Source organism: Clostridium sp. BIOML-A1, from assembly GCF_009874105.1.
Taxonomy (GTDB): domain Bacteria; phylum Bacillota; class Clostridia; order Lachnospirales; family Lachnospiraceae; genus Coprococcus.
In genome coordinates, this window is sequence record NZ_WWTL01000002.1 from 56,220 (window position 1) to 73,933 (window position 17,714).

Annotated in this window: 15 protein-coding genes; all 15 read left to right on the plus strand. The window is 42.0% G+C overall.

Features of this window, described 5'->3' with window-relative positions; genetic code table 11:
- Positions 1-36: 36 nt before the first annotated feature.
- The 15 genes from GT641_RS01780 (at position 37) to GT641_RS01850 (ending at position 17,673) form a co-directional block, all read left to right on the plus strand.
- The gene (locus GT641_RS01780) at positions 37-1,224 is read left to right on the plus strand and encodes an acetate kinase (protein WP_117807541.1); all 1,188 of its coding nucleotides are present in this window, start codon (positions 37-39) and stop codon (positions 1,222-1,224) included.
- A 97-nt stretch (positions 1,225-1,321) separates the two neighbouring features.
- Positions 1,322-1,837, plus strand: a complete 516-nt coding sequence (locus GT641_RS01785; RefSeq protein WP_161116690.1) for a DUF177 domain-containing protein — start codon at positions 1,322-1,324, stop codon at positions 1,835-1,837.
- 13 nt (positions 1,838-1,850) lie between these two features.
- The gene (gene rpmF, locus GT641_RS01790; protein ID WP_008400890.1) at positions 1,851-2,033 is read left to right on the plus strand and encodes a 50S ribosomal protein L32; all 183 of its coding nucleotides are present in this window, start codon (positions 1,851-1,853) and stop codon (positions 2,031-2,033) included.
- Between the two features lie 235 nt (positions 2,034-2,268).
- The gene (gene plsX, locus GT641_RS01795) at positions 2,269-3,285 is read left to right on the plus strand and encodes a phosphate acyltransferase PlsX (RefSeq protein ID WP_008400889.1); all 1,017 of its coding nucleotides are present in this window, start codon (positions 2,269-2,271) and stop codon (positions 3,283-3,285) included.
- A gap of 2 nt (positions 3,286-3,287) precedes the next feature.
- Positions 3,288-3,980: a ribonuclease III gene (rnc, locus tag GT641_RS01800; RefSeq protein ID WP_008400888.1), complete on the plus strand. Its 693-nt coding sequence runs from the start codon at positions 3,288-3,290 to the stop codon at positions 3,978-3,980.
- 3 nt (positions 3,981-3,983) lie between these two features.
- The gene (gene smc, locus GT641_RS01805) at positions 3,984-7,541 is read left to right on the plus strand and encodes a chromosome segregation protein SMC (RefSeq protein ID WP_161116691.1); all 3,558 of its coding nucleotides are present in this window, start codon (positions 3,984-3,986) and stop codon (positions 7,539-7,541) included.
- Positions 7,542-7,554: 13 nt separating this feature from the next.
- On the plus strand, positions 7,555-8,529 hold the full coding sequence (gene ftsY / locus GT641_RS01810) for a signal recognition particle-docking protein FtsY (RefSeq protein WP_008400886.1): 975 nt from the start codon (positions 7,555-7,557) through the stop codon (positions 8,527-8,529).
- Positions 8,530-8,637: 108 nt separating this feature from the next.
- Positions 8,638-9,867, plus strand: a complete 1,230-nt coding sequence (gene ilvA / locus GT641_RS01815) for a threonine ammonia-lyase (RefSeq protein WP_021943901.1) — start codon at positions 8,638-8,640, stop codon at positions 9,865-9,867.
- The gene (locus GT641_RS01820; RefSeq protein WP_008400883.1) at positions 9,867-11,267 is read left to right on the plus strand and encodes an ASKHA domain-containing protein; all 1,401 of its coding nucleotides are present in this window, start codon (positions 9,867-9,869) and stop codon (positions 11,265-11,267) included. Before ilvA ends, GT641_RS01820 begins: the two co-directional genes overlap by 1 nt.
- A gap of 86 nt (positions 11,268-11,353) precedes the next feature.
- On the plus strand, positions 11,354-12,157 hold the full coding sequence (locus GT641_RS01825) for an MBL fold metallo-hydrolase (RefSeq protein ID WP_008400882.1): 804 nt from the start codon (positions 11,354-11,356) through the stop codon (positions 12,155-12,157).
- 114 nt (positions 12,158-12,271) lie between these two features.
- Positions 12,272-12,544 (plus strand): ACT domain-containing protein, encoded by a 273-nt coding sequence (locus tag GT641_RS01830; protein WP_008400881.1) that lies wholly within the window; start codon positions 12,272-12,274, stop codon positions 12,542-12,544.
- Between the two features lie 36 nt (positions 12,545-12,580).
- Complete coding sequence (locus tag GT641_RS01835) at positions 12,581-13,945, plus strand: PFL family protein (protein WP_008400880.1); 1,365 nt, start codon at positions 12,581-12,583, stop codon at positions 13,943-13,945.
- Between the two features lie 20 nt (positions 13,946-13,965).
- Positions 13,966-15,834, plus strand: a complete 1,869-nt coding sequence (locus tag GT641_RS01840) for a TIGR03960 family B12-binding radical SAM protein (RefSeq protein ID WP_161116692.1) — start codon at positions 13,966-13,968, stop codon at positions 15,832-15,834.
- Complete coding sequence (locus GT641_RS01845) at positions 15,809-16,507, plus strand: TIGR03936 family radical SAM-associated protein (RefSeq protein ID WP_161116693.1); 699 nt, start codon at positions 15,809-15,811, stop codon at positions 16,505-16,507. The genes GT641_RS01840 and GT641_RS01845 overlap by 26 nt, the downstream gene beginning before the upstream one ends.
- Positions 16,507-17,673 carry a ribonuclease E/G gene (locus GT641_RS01850; RefSeq protein WP_161116694.1) on the plus strand — a complete coding sequence of 389 codons (1,167 nt, stop codon included), beginning with the start codon at positions 16,507-16,509 and terminating at the stop codon, positions 17,671-17,673. The genes GT641_RS01845 and GT641_RS01850 overlap by 1 nt, the downstream gene beginning before the upstream one ends.
- The last annotated feature ends 41 nt before the right edge of the window (positions 17,674-17,714 follow it).

The following is a 17,714-nucleotide window of genomic DNA, read 5'->3' on the forward strand; positions in this document are numbered from 1 at the left end:
GGTCAGAACAAAATATATAAAGTGAGGATATTTAATATGAAGGTTTTAGTTATTAACTGTGGCAGTTCATCATTGAAGTATCAGTTGATCGATTCTGATACAGAAGAACTTCTTGCAAAGGGCTTATGTGAACGTATCGCTGTAGATGGCAGACTTACCCATACAACGACAGGAAAAGAGAAATATACAAAGGATCTTCCTATGCCGGATCATAATGCAGCAGTCAGCTATGTATTAGAAGCATTAACAGATAAAGAGACAGGCGCGATCACTGATCTGTCCGAGATCGATGCTGTAGGTCACAGAATCGTACATGGTGGTGAGAAATTTGCCAAGTCTGTTGTGATTACAGATGAAGTAATCGCTGCGATTGAAGAATGTAACGATCTTGCACCATTACATAATCCTGCAAATCTGATCGGTATTCGTGCATGTCAGAAATTAATGCCGGGTGTTCCGAATGTCGGTGTATTTGATACAGCGTTTCATCAGACAATGCCGGATAAAGCATATATCTATGGTATCCCTTATGAATATTATACAGACTATAAGATCAGAAGATATGGTTTCCACGGCACAAGCCACAGCTTCGTTTCAAAGAGAACAGCAGAGCTTCTTGGAAAGAATATTGAGGATACAAAGATCATTGTATGTCATCTGGGTAACGGTTCCAGTATTACAGCGGTTAAGGGTGGCAAATCTGTTGATACGACCATGGGTCTGACACCGCTTGCAGGTGTGATCATGGGAACAAGATCCGGTGATATCGATCCTGCCATTATCGAATTCCTTGCAAATAAGACAGGAAAGAATATCGAAGAGATCAATACGATCTTAAATAAAAAGTCCGGTGTCTATGGTCTGTCCGGTGGTTTCAGTGATTTCAGAGATCTCGGCAAGGGTATGGAAGAAGGAAATGACAGATGCCGCCTTGCACTTGATGTATTTGCATATGGTGTTAAGAAGTATATCGGTGCATATGCTGCAGCAATGGGTGGAGTAGATGCGATCGCATTTACAGCCGGTATCGGTGAGAATAATCCATATGTCAGAAACCTTGCAATGTCAGATATGGAATACATGGGTATCACGATCGATCAGGAAGCAAACAAGGTTATGGGAGATGAAAAGCTGATCTCCACACCGGATTCAAAAGTAAAGGTATTCGTAGTTCCTACAAACGAGGAGCTTGCGATTGCCAGAGAGACTGTTGCTTTAGTGTAACGAAAAAGAAAAATATGGCAAAAAATATGTGATTTTATCGTTGACAAAGAGTATTCAAATATGTATAATAACCAATGTGCGATTTTTAGGAGATATTATGTTAATTGATTTATCAGAGATTTTATCGACAGAAGGACAGGTAAAAGACTACGATGTTACATCTGAATTGAAGGAATTTTCTTTCAACGGAAATGTATATGTAGTCGATAATGTAAAGAATTTTCATCTTACCGCCAGAAATGAAGGAAAGAGAAAAGCAAGTCTTAAGGGTGGCTGTGTTGTTACACTTAAGATGTTATGTGACCGTTGTCTGGATGAAATTACAGAAGATTTTGAAGTGGACATAGACGAGATGATCGATATGGCTATCTTTGAAACAGATAAAGTTGATGAGATCGAGGAATTAGATTATCTGGAAGATCACATTATTAATATGGACATGCTTTTACAGAAGGAACTAATGACTTTAGTCCCGATGCAGATATTATGCAAAGATGATTGCAAAGGTCTGTGCAAAGTGTGTGGAGCAAATTTAAATCATGAAACATGTGATTGTGATGATTTTGTTCCGGATCCAAGATTATCAGTTTTTGCAAACATCTTGAAAGGTTGAGGAGGTGTGATTAATGTCAATTTGTCCAAAGAATAAGAGTTCAAAGGCCAGAAGAGATAAGCGTAGAGCTAACTGGAAGATGACTGCTCCTGCATTAGTAAAGTGCAGCAAGTGTGGCGAATTAATGGTTCCACATAGAGTATGTAAGAATTGTGGTTCATACAACAAGAAAGAGATTATCTCAGTAGGTGAGTAATTATAAATAGAGCTTTCCGAGCGATCGGAAGGCTTTATTTTTTTGCGCCGATATCCCCTGTTGACTTTAAGAAAGGCAAAATATATAATAGCTTTGTGTATTTGTACGGTCAGAGCAGAGTCCTATTCCGACAAGCTTTCGGGCTGGTCTGCGTAGGAGTCTGGACTCCGATTCGTATAATAAGAAATATGGAAACACCGGAAAAGTTCCGGTGTAGAAAGGAAACAGGAATAAGATGAGCGAAGTAACAAGAGTAGTCGTAGATGCCATGGGTGGAGATTACGCACCGGAGTGGATCATAAGAGGTGCCGTAGAAGCAATCAATGAAGGCGCAAAGGCACAGGTAATACTGACCGGTAAAGAAGATGTAATAAAAAAGGAACTTGCAAAATATACTTACGATCAGTCAAAGATCGAGGTTGTAAATGCAACAGAGGAGATCACCTGTCATGAAGCCCCGGTACAGGCTGTCAGAAGCAAGAAGGATTCTTCACTGGTGGTTGGTCTGAATATGGTAAAGAACGGAGAAGCTGATGCGATCATTTCAGCCGGAAGCTCAGGTGCGATCCTTGCAGGAGGTCAGTTAGTAGTCGGACGTTCCAAAGGTGTAAAACGTTCACCGCTTGCTCCATTACTTCCTACATCAAAGGGTTATTCCCTTCTGATCGACTGTGGAGCGAATGTCGATGCGAGACCGGAGCATCTGCTACAGTTTGCCAAGATGGGTTCTATCTATATGGAGAATATTGAGCATGTAAAGAATCCAAGAGTTGCGATCGTAAATATCGGTGATGAAGAAGAAAAGGGAAATGCTCTAGTAAAAGAGACATATCCATTATTAAAAGAATGCAAGGACATTAATTTTGTCGGCAGTATCGAGGCAAGAGAGATTCCAAATGGTGCAGCGGATGTCATTGTCTGTGAAGCCTTTGTCGGAAATGTTATCTTAAAATTATATGAAGGTCTTGCAAAGATGCTCCTAGGTGAGATTAAGAATACGATCATGTCATCACTTAAGACCAAGATCGGAGGCCTTCTGATCAAGAGTTCATTAAATGGCTTAAAAGAGCGTTTTAATGCAAAGAACAAAGGTGGCGCACCTTTGCTTGGCTTAAAGGGCCTTGTTGTAAAGATCCATGGTAATTCTCATAACGAAGAGGTTAAGAGCGCTATTTTCCAGTGTATCGATTTCAAGGAAAATGGTGTAAATGAAAAAATTGCCGAGAATATTGGAAAAGAAGTGGCGAAGTAATTATGAATACAGAACGATTTCATAATATAGAAGATATCATTGGGTATACCTTTCGTGATCTGGATCTGCTTGTAACGGCATTAACACATAAGTCATATGCAAATGAACGCAAGATCAATAAGGTAGAATCCTATGAACGATCGGAATTCCTTGGAGATGCGATCCTGGAATTCGTTGTCAGTGAATATCTTTATCAGAATTATCCGGAATATCCGGAAGGAAAATTAACAAAGCTCCGAGCAAGTCTGGTATGTGAATTTACCTTATCCCAGATATCCAAGGAACTAAAGTTTGGACATTATGTTCTGCTCAGCAAGGGAGAAGATCTGACCGGAGGGAGAAATCGGAACTCGATCATGTGTGATCTGTTTGAGGCGGTTCTCGGTGCGATCTATTTGGATGGCGGATTAGATGAAGCAAAGAAATTTGTTCACCGGTTTCTACTTGATGATGTAGAGACTCATTCACTGTTTTATGATGCCAAGTCAACCTTGCAGGAGCTTGCGCAGAAAGAAGAAAAAACCCTTACTTATGCCTTGTTAGAGGAAAAGGGGCCGGATCATAATAAATCTTATGTATCCGAGGTGTGCATTAACGGGGAGCATGTTGCGACAGGTGAAGGAGCATCCAGAAAGGCTTCGGAGCAGACGGCAGCATATAATGCACTGTTACAAATAAAGAAAAAGCAGGGTTAATATATGTATTTAAAAAGTATTGAAGTAAACGGCTTCAAATCATTTGCAAATAAAATCGTATTCAAATTCAATCATGGAATAACCTGTATCGTTGGACCGAATGGTTCGGGAAAGAGTAACGTGGCGGATGCTGTCCGCTGGGTACTTGGTGAACAGAGCGCAAAGAGTCTACGAGGCTCTAAGATGGAGGATGTAATCTTCTCCGGTACACAGCTTCGTAAGCCACAGGGTTCTGCTTATGTAGCGATCACGTTAGATAACAGTGATCATCATCTGCCGATTGATTATAATGAAGTAACGGTTGCCAGACGTGTGTATCGTTCGGGAGAAAGTGAATATCTTATTAATGGTACAGTCAGTCGTTTAAAGGATGTAAATTCGCTGTTCTTTGATACCGGTATCGGTAAAGAGGGATATTCCATTATCGGACAGGGTCAGATTGAGAAGATCTTAAATGGTAAACCGGAGGAACGACGGGAACTGTTCGATGAAGCAGCAGGAATCGTAAAATTTAAAAAGAACAAAGCGGCAGCCGAGAAATCATTAGAAGCAGAGCGTGACAATCTAAGTCGTGTCAATGATATTTTATATGAGTTGGAAAAGCAGGTCGGTCCATTACAGAAGCAGTCAGAAACAGCGAGAAAATATCTGCTGTTTAAGGACGAACTGAAGAAACTGGATATCAATGCCTTTTTCCTTGAAATGGAGCATTTAAAAGAGATTCTTGATAAAGATACAGAGAATCGGGAAATCTTAAATAATGATCTCACGCAGAATAAAGAAGAACTGGAGCATACAAAGGAAGAATATGAGCGTATTGAGCAGGCATTAGAGGAGATCAATCAGGCAATCGATGCATCCAAGAATCAGGTGCATGAGCTCCGGTTAAAGAATGAACGTTTGGAAGGTGAGATCAATGTTATCAACCAGCAGATCTTGAACTCCCGACAGAATGATAAGAATATACAGGAACAGATCGACAGGATCAACCGTCAGCGGGAAACTGACCGGAAAGAGATGGAGAATTATCAAGGACAAAAGGATGCCCTTGGAGATCAGGTTTCAACCATTTCCGGTTCTCTGGATACTGCAAAAGGAGAAAGCAGCCGCTTGGATGCCTATATCCATGAATGTCAGGATAAGATCGAAGAATGTAAATCCGACATCATCGAATATATCCATGAGAGTGGAAATCTTCAAGCGAAGGTCGGAAGATATGATGCGATGCTTGAGAACATCAACTTCCGTAAGACCCAGTTAAACCAGAGATATCTGCAATTTAAAAGTGATGATAATAACGACCGGAAGGAACATGATGAGTTACAGGCAAAGCTATCTGTATTGGATCAGAATGTATCCGGCATTATCAAGGAACTCGAAACTGCAGAAAAGGATCTGGAAGAAAATCAGAGCAGAAATAAAGTCAATCGTGAGCGGATACATAATACAAACGAAGAATTATCAGCAACCAGATCCAAGATGGAAGCACTCCGGAATATTACAGAACGCTATGATGGCTATGGCAACAGCATCCGTCGTGTTATGGAGCAGAAAAAGAACAATCCGGGCATTATCGGAGTTGTTGCTGATATAATCGATGTCGATAAGAAGTTTGAGGTTGCTGTCGAGACAGCACTTGGCGGAAGTATTCAGAATATTGTTACAGAGGATGACAGCACGGCAAAGAAGATCATTCAGTTCTTAAAACAGAACAAATATGGTCGTGCAACATTTCTTCCGTTGAATACGATCACAGACCGTGGTCAGGTTCGAAATGAAGTTCTGTCAGAACAGGGTGTGATCGGTATCGCATCTTCTCTGGTAAAGGCTGATGCGAAGTTTGACCGTCTTGTTAAGAACCTGCTTGGCAGGATCGTGGTTGTAGATAATATCGATCATGCACTTGCAGTTGCGAGAAAATACAATCAGTCTCTGAGACTGGTTACGATCGAAGGTGAACTGATCAATCCGGGCGGATCAATGACAGGTGGTGCGTTCCGTAATTCCAGTAATCTTCTTGGACGAAAGAGAGAATTGGATGAGATCAGGGAAAAGATCGATGAGTTAAATCTGATCGCAAAGGATGCAGCCGGACTGGATGAAGAATTAAAGACATCAAGAGATGCACTTCGTGCGCAGATTGAGACCTTAAATACAAGACTTCAGCAGGCATATCTTGAGAAGAATACATTGTCTTTAAATATGGAGCAGGTAGCATCCAAGCTTGCAGAATCCGAGAAAGCATTTGCGTCGATCCAGAAAGAAATCAATGAGTTGAACAGTCAGATAGCGGAGATCAATACAAATAAAGATCAGCTTGCTGATAATAATAAGAAGCATGAAGCTGCCAAGGTTCAGTGCGAAGAAATGATCAAGGAACTGGAAGCCAAGGCTATCGAAGCACAGAGTAAGCTTGCAGCAGCAAATACAAAGGTATCTGAATTATTGATCGAATATAACTCGGTAAAACAGAAGGATGACTTTATTCAGGAGAATATAAGACGTATCCGGCAGGATGATGAGAAATTACAGGAAGAACTGGCATCCTATATAACACAGGTACAGGCGACAGGCACAGATATCACGAAGTTAGAAGAACAGGCAGAGGCGATCCGTAAGACGATCGAGGAAGATTCCGATGAAGTATCTGATCAGGAAGAACAACTGGTAGCATATCATAAAGAACGGGATGATATGACAGCCAGTCATAAAGAATTCTTTGCAATCCGGGAAGAATTATCCGAGAAGATCGCAGGTCTGGAAAAGGCAGTATTCAAGCTTGATTCAGCGATTGAGAAGAATACAGAGAAGTCGGATGAACTGTCGAATTATATGTGGGCAGAATATGAATTGACATTAAATATGGCGGCAGAGTTCCGGGATGAGGAATTAAACGATCTTTCATCCTTAAAGAAAGAGATTACTGCAGTAAAAGCAAAGATCAAATCACTTGGTGATGTCAATGTCAATGCGATCGAGGACTATAAAGAAGTATCAGAACGATATGAGTTCTTAAAGGGACAGCATGATGATATCGTTCTTGCAGAGAAGAATCTGTTAGATGTGATCGAGAAATTGAATGTATCCATGCAGGAACAGTTCAATACGAAGTTCAAAGAGATCCAGGTTATGTTCGACAAGGTCTTTAAAGAGCTGTTCGGTGGTGGACGAGGCGCACTGGAACTGGTTGACGATACCAATCTGTTAGAGACCGGTATCCGTATCATTGCACAGCCGCCGGGAAAAAAATTACAGAACATGATGCAGCTTTCCGGTGGTGAAAAGTCACTGACTGCGATTGCACTGTTATTTGCGATCCAGAGTCTGAAACCATCACCATTCTGTCTGCTGGACGAGATCGAAGCAGCACTGGATGATTCAAATGTAAGACGATTTGCACAGTATCTGAACCGACTGACAAAGGACACACAGTTTATTGTCATTTCACATAGAAAGGGAACCATGGAAGCAGCCGATATCCTGTATGGTATTACGATGCAGGAAAAGGGTGTATCCACTCTGGTATCCGTAAATCTGATCGAGAACGATCTGGACAAATAAGGAGGTACAAGCTATGGCTGAGGAAAAGAAGGGATTTTTCAAACGATTAAAAGAAGGACTCAGTAAGACAAGAAATAGTATCGTAGACAGTTTTTCTTCCGTGTTCGGAGCATCCCATATTGATGATGATTTTTATGAAGAACTGGAAGAGACATTCATCATGGCTGATATGGGATATGAGACAACGGAAAAGGTGATTGAGAACCTGAAAGAACGTGTCAAGGAGGCCAGGATCAAAGAACCTGCGGCATGCAAGGAACTGATCATCAATATCATAAGAGATCAGATGATGGTGGATGAAAGTGCATATGATTTTGAAAAGAAAAAATCAGTTATACTTGTGATCGGTGTAAATGGTGTCGGTAAGACAACTACGATCGGTAAGCTGGCGGCCCAGTATAAGAAGAGCGGTAAAAAGGTTCTGATCGCAGCTGCTGATACATTCCGTGCAGCCGCGATCGATCAGTTAAAGACCTGGGCGGATCGTGCAGGTGTAGAGATGATCTCTCATAATGAGGGTGCAGATCCTGCGGCAGTTGTATACGATGCGGTATCTGCTGCAAAGGCAAGAAATACCGATATCTTATTGATCGATACAGCCGGAAGACTTCATAATAAAAAGAACCTGATGGATGAGCTGGCTAAGATGCGCCGCATCATTTCCAGAGATTATCCGGATGCAAATGTAGAATCCCTGATCGTGTTAGATGGAACGACCGGACAGAATGCATTAGAGCAGGCAAGACAGTTCAGCAATGTAACGGAGATTGATGGTATCGTGATCACAAAGTTAGACGGTACAGCCAAGGGTGGTATCGCGATTGCAATTCAGGCAGAATTGAATGTTCCGGTTAAATTTATCGGAATCGGTGAGAAGATTGACGACTTACAGCGTTTTGATCCGTCCGCATATGTGGAAGCACTGTTCTCAGGCTTTGACGAAGACCGAAGCGAGCTTGACATTCTTATGGATGGAGCTGATCTATAATTATGAAAATAGTGCAGTTTATTATAGTAGCTGTTTGGAAATAAAAAAGATATGACAATGGTGGATGATAACTGTCTGAATATGAAATACAGAAAAAGGAGACTGACAATGGCAGAAGAACTTACATTAGAGAAATTTGAAGAGGCATATAATATAATTAAAAAAGTTGTTTTACCAACAAAGCTGGTAGAGAGCGAATATTACAGCAACCTGACAGGAAATAAAGTATTTTTTAAACCGGAAAATATGCAGCTTACCGGAGCATATAAAATCCGTGGAGCATATTACAAGATCAGTACGCTGACAGACGAAGAAAGGCAGAAGGGTCTGATCACTGCATCAGCCGGAAATCATGCACAGGGTGTTGCATATGCAGCAAAAGCATATGGGGTAAAAGCAACAATCGTTATGCCATCGTCAACTCCTCTAATCAAAGTAAACCGAACCAAATCATATGGAGCAGAGGTTATCTTATATGGAGATGTATACGATGAATCCTGCGCATATGCATTAGAGCTTGCAGAAGATAAGGGTTATACCTTTATTCATCCATTCGATGATCTGGATGTTGCGACCGGACAGGGCTCTGTTGCAATGGAGATCATCAAGGAGCTTCCGTTTGTAGATTATATTCTTGTTCCGATCGGTGGTGGCGGACTGGCTACCGGTGTATCTACACTTGCCAAGATGATGAATCCGAATATCAAAGTGATCGGTGTAGAACCCGCAGGTGCAAATTGTATGCAGGTTTCTTTGAAAAATAAGAAAGTAACGACACTTCCAATGGTAGACACGATCGCAGATGGTACGGCAGTTAAGACTCCGGGATCAAAGATCTTCCCATACATTCAGAAGAATCTGGATGGCATCATCACCGTAGAGGATAATGAGCTGATCGTCTGCTTCCTTGATATGCTTGAAAATCATAAGATGTTGGTTGAGAACTCCGGCCTGCTTACCGTTGCGGCCTTAAAGCATCTGAATGTGAAAGGACAGAAGGTTGTCAGCATCTTAAGTGGCGGTAATATGGATATGATCACATTTGCATCCTTAGTACAGCACGGATTGATTGCCAGAAGCCGTATCTTCACAGTTTCAACCTTGCTTCCGGATAAGCCGGGCGCGTTGATGAATATTTCCAAGATCATTGCAGATTTACAGGGAAATATCATCAAACTGGAGCATAACCAGTTCGTATCGATCAACCGTAATTCGGCAGTTGAACTTGTGATCACACTGGAAGCATTTGGTCCGGAACATAAGCAGCTGATCATTAATACGCTTGCAGAACATGGTTACAGACCAAAGGAAAAAATGACAACAGGAATTTATAATTAATGATAAATGTAACTGTAAACGGAACAGAACAGATCAAATGTAATAAAGGAGATAATTTGTATCAGGTATTGACTGCGGCAGGACATGTCTTTGCAGGAAACTGCGGCATGAAAGGACGCTGTAACCGGTGTCTGGTATGGAATCAGGATACTGGCAGTTTTGTAAAAAGCTGCCAGTACATTGTAGATAGGGATATCTCGATACGGCTGGAGGAAGAACAGCTTACCGGTATCACAGGGCATAAGATGAATCTGCCAACCGAACAGAGAAAGAAGTCTGTTACTTCCGCATATGGCATTGCCATTGACATCGGTACGACTACGATCGGTATGGAGCTTGTGGATCTGAACGAGAAAGCGGTTAAATGCTCATTCAGTACGCTTAACTCACAAATTGCGACAGGTGCTGATGTCGTAGCGAGGATTCAGGCGGCAGATACAAAGGAAGGTCTGGAGCATCTGCGGTCACTTTTGTTTTCGGATATTCAAAAGGGTGTTGACCATATGCTTATAAATACGCCGAAAGCTGTAGATCATATCCGCAGATATGTTCTGGCAGGAAATGCAACGATGCTTTCGATCGCAGAAGGGCTTACGACAGAGAATCTGTTTGGATACCCGTTTACACTTAAGAATTCGGATATCCGGGTGATAGAACAGAATGACTTTATCGCTTCTCCATCTTTTGAGAATGCGGCTTCGGATGTTATCTGTCTGCCGAATATTGCGGCATTTTCCGGCGCAGATATTGCAGCAGGCGCAGTTGCCGCAGAGATTGATCGGGATTTCTCATATCGTATGCTGATCGATCTTGGAACAAACGGGGAGATCATTCTCTGTAATAAGGAATACGGAGTGGCGACCTCTGCTGCCTGTGGTTCGGCGTTTGAAGGATGTTTTCGAACAGCAAATATATTCGGATCGAATATATTTGACATGCTGGCATTACTGTTAAAACGGGGACAGATGGATGCAGATGGAGTGCTTGCGGAACCATATTTTGAATCCGGTATCTCGATGGGTAACAATATGAAGATCGACATGGAGACGATCCGGGCATTTCAGCTTGGAAAATCAGCGATCCTTTCAGGAATTCTGATGCTTGTAAGAGAGATCGGTATTGAATTTTCCGATATCGCTGAAGTCTGTATTGCGGGAGGTTTTGGATTTCATCTGAATCTGACAAATGCAGTTACACTGGGACTATTTCCGCAGAGCTTTCAGGGAAAAATGAAGGTTCTTGGTAATACTTCACTTGAGGGTGCATATTTGTCCTTGATTGAACCGGGTTTTATTGATACAATAAACAGGTTTAAAGAGAAGATACGTTATGTGGATCTGAGTAATCGTTCGGATTTTAATACAATATATATCGAGCATCTGCCGTTTCGGACATATTAGACCGGAATATGTATGGAAGATAGAATAAGCTGATATCCTGAAAGCTTTTTCATACATTTTGGAGATGTAGAGTTGAGGCGTAGAATATGGATTTACTGAGTATCGCCAGCGGTAGCAGCGGGAACTGCTATTATGTAGGCAGCGAAGAGACACATCTGCTTGTAGATGCAGGTGTGAGTGGTAAGAAAATTGAATCAGCGTTAAATGAGATCGACCGAAAGCCTTCGGATCTGAATGGAATCCTTGTGACACATGAGCATATCGATCATGTGAAAGGACTGGGCGTTATGGCGAGGAAGCATGGCATACCGATCTATACAACTGGGGGAACGATCTCAGAGATTAAGAAAATGTCATCCGTTGGAACGATTGATGACAGCTTGTTCCATGAGATCGAACCGGATGAACCATTCTTTATCAACGATCTGTCGATCGATGCATCAGCGATCTGGCACGATGCTGCTGATCCGGTATGTTACAGTATCAGTGACGGAAAAAGTAAATTTTCCATTGCAACAGATATGGGGAATTATGATGAATATGTTGTAAATAAATTAAAGAATTCCGATATCATGGTGATCGAAGCAAATCATGATATACGGATGCTTCAGGCGGGACCGTATCCGTATTATCTGAAGCAACGTATTCTGGGAAACCGCGGACATCTGTCTAACGAGCGTTCCGGGCAGTTGATAAAGGCGTTGTTAAACAGCCATATCAAAGCAATCCTGCTTGGTCACCTGAGTAAGGAAAATAATTTTGAAGAGCTGGCATATGAAACGGTAAAGCTTGAGCTTTCAGATAATGAATATGCATCGGATGTCAGGGAATTCGGTCTAGAGGTAGCGAGGCGCGACCGGCCCGGTGCTTTGCTCACAGTCGGAAATTAATAATAATGAATTGTTTTTCAGTCAAAAATACTATTTGAAGAAGATTCTTTTGCATATCAAAAGAATTAATTATAAAACCAAATAAATGGTGATATATAGGAGGATACATACATCATGAAAAAAAGAATTATTACAGTAGTTGGTAAAGACAGCATCGGAATCACAGCAAAGGTCTGTGTATACCTTGCAGAGAACAGTGTCAATATCCTTGATATTGCACAGACAATTGTAGGCGGGTACTTCAATATGATGATGGTCGTTGATATACAGGAATCTTCAAAGTCAACAGAAATTATCGCAAATGAGCTGAAAGAGATCGGTGATGAGATCGGTGTACAGATTAAGGTACAGCATGAGAAGATCTTTGAAACCATGCACAGAATCTAAGATTTAGAATAGAAATAGGCGAAAAGAGGTCACACTATGATTAGTATAAATGAAGTAATTGAAACCAATGCCATGATCAGCAAGATGAATCTGGATGTCAGAACGATCACAATGGGTATCAGCCTGTTAGACTGCGTTGGTGCGGATGTAGGAGAAACCTGTGAGAAGATCTACACCAAGATCACAACAAAGGCAAAGGATCTTGTATTTATCGGAAATGATATCGGAAGAAAATATGGTATTCCGATCGTAAATAAAAGAATCTCGATCACACCGATCGCATTGATCGGAAGCTCTGTTTGTAAGTCAACAGATGATTATGTAACGATCGCAAAGACCTTGGATAAGGCTGCAGATGCCGTAGGCGTAAACTTTATCGGTGGTTATTCCGCTCTTGTATGTAAGGGCATGACTCCATCCGATGAGCTTCTTATCCGTTCCATTCCGGAAGCACTTGCATGTACCGGTAAGGTATGCAGTTCTGTAAATGTTGGTTCTACAAAGACCGGTATCGATATGGATGCTGTAAAACTGATCGGTGAAATGGTAAAAGAGACAGCAGAGCTTACAAAAGAGGAAGATTCCCTTGGATGCTGTAAGTTCGTAGTATTCTGTAATGCACCGGATGATAACCCGTTTATGGCTGGGGCATTCCACGGCGTTACTGAGGGCGATTGCGTTATCAATGTCGGCGTCAGCGGTCCCGGTGTTGTTAAGAGTGCATTGGAAGAAGTTCGTGGTGAGAACTTTGAGGTTCTTTGTGAAACGATCAAGAAGACAGCATTTAAAGTTACAAGAGTTGGACAGCTTGTTGCAAAGGAAGCATCCGAGCGTCTCGGTGTTCCGTTTGGTATCGTAGATCTGTCACTTGCACCTACACCTGCAATCGGAGACAGTGTCGGTGAGATCCTTGAGGAGATCGGTCTGGAATATGCCGGTGCTCCGGGAACTACAGCAGCACTTGCCTTATTAAATGATCAGGTAAAGAAGGGCGGTGTTATGGCTTCTTCTTATGTTGGTGGTTTAAGCGGTGCATTTATCCCTGTCAGCGAAGATCAGCGTATGATCGATGCTGTATCAGCAGGAGCACTTTCCCTTGAGAAATTAGAGGCAATGACCTGTGTATGTTCAGTTGGGCTTGATATGATCGCAATTCCCGGTGATACATCAGCGGCTACCATTTCCGGTATCATTGCAGATGAGATGGCACTCGGTATGATCAATCAGAAGACAACGGCTGTACGTCTGATCCCTGTTATCGGTAAGGGTGTTGGTGATCAGGCTGAATTTGGTGGACTGCTTGGCTATGCGCCGATCATGCCGGTCAACCGGTTTTCATGTGAAAAATTTATTAACCGTGGAGGCAGAATCCCTGCGCCTATCCACAGTTTCAAGAACTAATATAAATAACGGAGAACAAAATGAGAAAGCTTGCATTATCAGATGAGATTTTAATGAGTATCGAAAAACCTGCCAGATATATCGGAGGGGAATATAACAGTGTCATGAAGGACAAGGAACAAGTCGATGTCAGATTTTGCATGTGTTTCCCGGATGTGTACGAGATCGGAATGTCCCATCTCGGCATCCAGATTTTATATGACATGTTCAACCGGAGAGAAGATACCTGGTGTGAACGTGTCTATTCTCCGTGGCCGGATCTGCATAAAGTTATGAAAGAACAGCACATTCCGTTATTTGCCCTGGAATCTCAGGATCCTTTAAAAGAGTTTGATTTTCTTGGAATCACTCTTCAGTATGAGATGTGTTATACGAATATTTTACAGGTGCTTGATCTGGCTGAGATACCGATCTGGTCGAAGGACCGGAAAAAAGGGGATCCGATCGTGATCGCAGGTGGTCCCTGTTCTTACAATCCGGAACCGATCGCTGATTTCTTTGATATTTTTTATATCGGAGAGGGCGAGACGGTGTATGGTGATCTGATCGAATTATATAAGATCTATAAACATTCCGATATGACAAGAGAAGAATTCCTGATCAAGGTGTCACAGATTCCGGGGCTTTATGTGCCGGCTCTTTATGATGTCACTTATCATGAGGATGGAACGATCGCATCATTTGGACCAAAATACGAAGAGGTTCCAAAGACGATTCTGAAGCAGGTAGTTACGGATATGTCATCTGCTGTCTATCCGGAGAAGCCGGTTGTTTCTTATATGAAGGTTACACAGGACCGTGTTGTATTAGAGATCATGCGTGGCTGTATCCGTGGATGTCGGTTCTGTCAGGCGGGTATGATCTATCGTCCGACCAGACCGAAGGATGTAAACGTACTGAAGCATTATGCAGAGGCTATGTTAGACAATACCGGTCAGGAGGAGATTACCTTCAGTTCGCTTAGTTCCAGTGATTATCAGTCACTTCCTGAGCTTACGGACTGTCTGATCGAGAAGATGGACAACAATCATGTCAATATCTCCCTTCCATCCCTCAGAATCGATGCATTTTCCCTTGATGTTATGCAGAAGATTCAGGATATCAAGAAGAATTCCCTGACATTTGCACCGGAAGCCGGAACACAGCGATTAAGAGATGTTATAAATAAAGGTCTGACAAAAGAGAATATATTAAACGGTTCGTTACAGGCGTTCCTTGGTGGCTGGAATAAGGTCAAGCTGTACTTTATGATGGGACTTCCGACAGAGACTTATGATGATATTACAGGTATTGCAGACCTCTCAGAGGAGATCAGTGAACTGTATTTTGCAAATATACCAAAAGAAAAACGGGATGGCCGTGTCATGGTATCAGCTTCCGCATCTTATTTCGTACCAAAACCATTTACACCATTCCAGTGGGCGCCGATGATAACACCGGAGGAATTCCAGAAGCGTGCGTATTTTGTTAAAGATAAATTCCGCGAAGCAAAGAACCACAAGAGTCTGAAATTCGCATATCATGAGGCGGATATTACGATCCTGGAAGGACTGCTTGCCAGAGGTGACCGCAAGCTCTGTCAGGTGATCTACGATGTCTATCAGTCAGGACAGATCTTTGATGCGTGGACGGAATATTTTGATAAATCAAATTGGGACAATGCGCTTGAAAAAAATCATATTGATATCGGCTTCTATACCTATCGTGACAGAAGTGTAGATGAGATCCTTCCGTGGGATTTCATAGATATCGGAGTGACAAGAAAGTTTATGGAAAAGGAATGGGAGCGCGCACAGGCAGAGGTCGTTACACCAAACTGCCGGATGCAGTGTTCCGGCTGCGGCGCAGCGAAGTTTGGAGGAGGTGTTTGTTTTGAAAATAAGAATTAAATACTCCAAGCTTGGGAATCTGAAATTTATCGGTCATCTGGATGTCATGCGATATTTCCAGAAGGAGATCCGTCGGGCGAAGCTGGATATCAGTTATTCCAAAGGTTATTCCCCGCATCAGATCATTTCATTTGCAGCTCCGCTTGCACTTGGGATTACATCGGATGGTGAATATTTTGACGCAGAATTTAATTCTGTGACAACTTCGACTGAGATGATTGAAGCTTTAAATGCGGTATCCGTTGGTGAGATACATGTTACGAAATGTGTGCAGATCCCGGAGGATGCAAAGAATGCTATGTCGATTGTTGCTGCATCGGATTATGAGATCACATTTCGGGAGCAGAATGATCTAAGCGAAAAGCTGCTTGCTTCTGTGGATGAACTGAATAAACAGGACGAGATCATTGTATTAAAGAAAACAAAAAAGAGTGAAAAAGAAGAAAATATTCGTCCGGGTATTTTAAAGCTGGAACGGAGAGGTGACGGTATCTACATGCTGTTACAGACAGGAAGTGTCTATAATCTGAAACCGGAATTAGTGGTAAAGGCATTATATGACCTTTGTGGTGAGACCTATGATTTCTTCCGAATCTATATTCACCGACTGGAAACTTATTATGACAAAGACGGCTCATTACAGCCGCTTTATATGGCAGGTGAAGAATTCTGATGAATAAGCTTGTAATAACAAATTATGAAGATCATATACTGGAAGCGGTTTATTCGGATGGGAAGCTGTCAGATCTGATGTTATTTGACCGTCAGTCCATTTTATCGAATATCTATGTCGGCAAGGTAGAAAATATCGTGGCCAATATTGATGCTGCTTTTGTCGATATCGGCACAGGGCTTCCATGCTATTACAGCATCAGTGATAATAAACATATATTTTTAAATGCAAAAAAAAATTCTGTGTTAAAAGCCGGAGATGAGATCCTTGTGCAGGTGAGCAAGGACGCGATCAAGACAAAGAATCCGGTCGCTACGTCGGAAATTGAATTGAAGACAGAAAATCTGCTTTTGAATACATCAGGCAGGATCGGTATATCCGGAAAGATCCGAAAGAAAGAGACAAGAGATCATCTGCACCAACTGGCGAAGAGGGTATTGCCGGATGGATTTGGCTGTATCTTGCGGACAGTATGTCAGGAACTGCCGGATGAAGCGATATTGTCTGATTTGAGCGAACTATCCGAACAATTAAAACAGATCATACAGACAGCAAAGACCAGAACCTGTTATTCCTGTCTGTATAAGAATGATGCAGAATATCTCGATTATTTTATATTAAAGCATAATGCCGGACTTCAAGAGATCGTAACAGATCAGAAGCTGGTATTTGATGAATTTGCAATGTATCTGTCGGAAAAACAGATCACGGATGTGAAGCTTACCATGTATAATGATAAGAACTGTAATCTGTTGACTTTATATAATCTACCAAGAGATCTGGAAAATCTGAAAAAGGAAAGGGTATGGATGAAGTCGGGTGCCTACCTGGTGATCGAACAGACGGAGGCAATGGTCGTGATCGATGTAAATACCGGTAAATCGGTCGATAAACATTCCTTTGAGGAGCATCTGCTCCGTATCAATTCTGAAGCGGCAGTAGAGGTGTGCAGACAGTTAAGATTGCGGAATCTGTCGGGGATCATTGTAGTTGATTTTATAAATATGAAGCAGCCGGGCTCGATGGATGTTATAAAAGATATTCTCGAACAGGAGCTTGCAAAGGATTCTGTTCCTGCAGCATTTGTGGATGTTACTAAGCTTTCCCTGGTGGAACTGACCCGAAAAAAAATTCGCAAATCGTTGAAAGAACAGTTGACAAAATAAAACCAAAATGGTAAAGTGTACTAGTGTGCCGCACAGTGAGG

Bases quoted from the DNA above. Each gene is read 5' to 3' on its own strand.
- GT641_RS01780 (WP_117807541.1), top strand. From the start codon at position 37: ATGAAGGTTTTAGTTATTAACTGTGGCAGTTCATCATTGAAGTATCAG.
- GT641_RS01785 (WP_161116690.1), top strand. From the start codon at position 1,322: ATGTTAATTGATTTATCAGAGATTTTATCGACAGAAGGACAGGTAAAA.
- rpmF (WP_008400890.1), top strand. From the start codon at position 1,851: ATGTCAATTTGTCCAAAGAATAAGAGTTCAAAGGCCAGAAGAGATAAG.
- plsX (WP_008400889.1), top strand. From the start codon at position 2,269: ATGAGCGAAGTAACAAGAGTAGTCGTAGATGCCATGGGTGGAGATTAC.
- rnc (WP_008400888.1), top strand. From the start codon at position 3,288: ATGAATACAGAACGATTTCATAATATAGAAGATATCATTGGGTATACC.
- smc (WP_161116691.1), top strand. From the start codon at position 3,984: ATGTATTTAAAAAGTATTGAAGTAAACGGCTTCAAATCATTTGCAAAT.
- ftsY (WP_008400886.1), top strand. From the start codon at position 7,555: ATGGCTGAGGAAAAGAAGGGATTTTTCAAACGATTAAAAGAAGGACTC.
- ilvA (WP_021943901.1), top strand. From the start codon at position 8,638: ATGGCAGAAGAACTTACATTAGAGAAATTTGAAGAGGCATATAATATA.
- GT641_RS01820 (WP_008400883.1), top strand. From the start codon at position 9,867: ATGATAAATGTAACTGTAAACGGAACAGAACAGATCAAATGTAATAAA.
- GT641_RS01825 (WP_008400882.1), top strand. From the start codon at position 11,354: ATGGATTTACTGAGTATCGCCAGCGGTAGCAGCGGGAACTGCTATTAT.
- GT641_RS01830 (WP_008400881.1), top strand. From the start codon at position 12,272: ATGAAAAAAAGAATTATTACAGTAGTTGGTAAAGACAGCATCGGAATC.
- GT641_RS01835 (WP_008400880.1), top strand. From the start codon at position 12,581: ATGATTAGTATAAATGAAGTAATTGAAACCAATGCCATGATCAGCAAG.
- GT641_RS01840 (WP_161116692.1), top strand. From the start codon at position 13,966: ATGAGAAAGCTTGCATTATCAGATGAGATTTTAATGAGTATCGAAAAA.
- GT641_RS01850 (WP_161116694.1), top strand. From the start codon at position 16,507: ATGAATAAGCTTGTAATAACAAATTATGAAGATCATATACTGGAAGCG.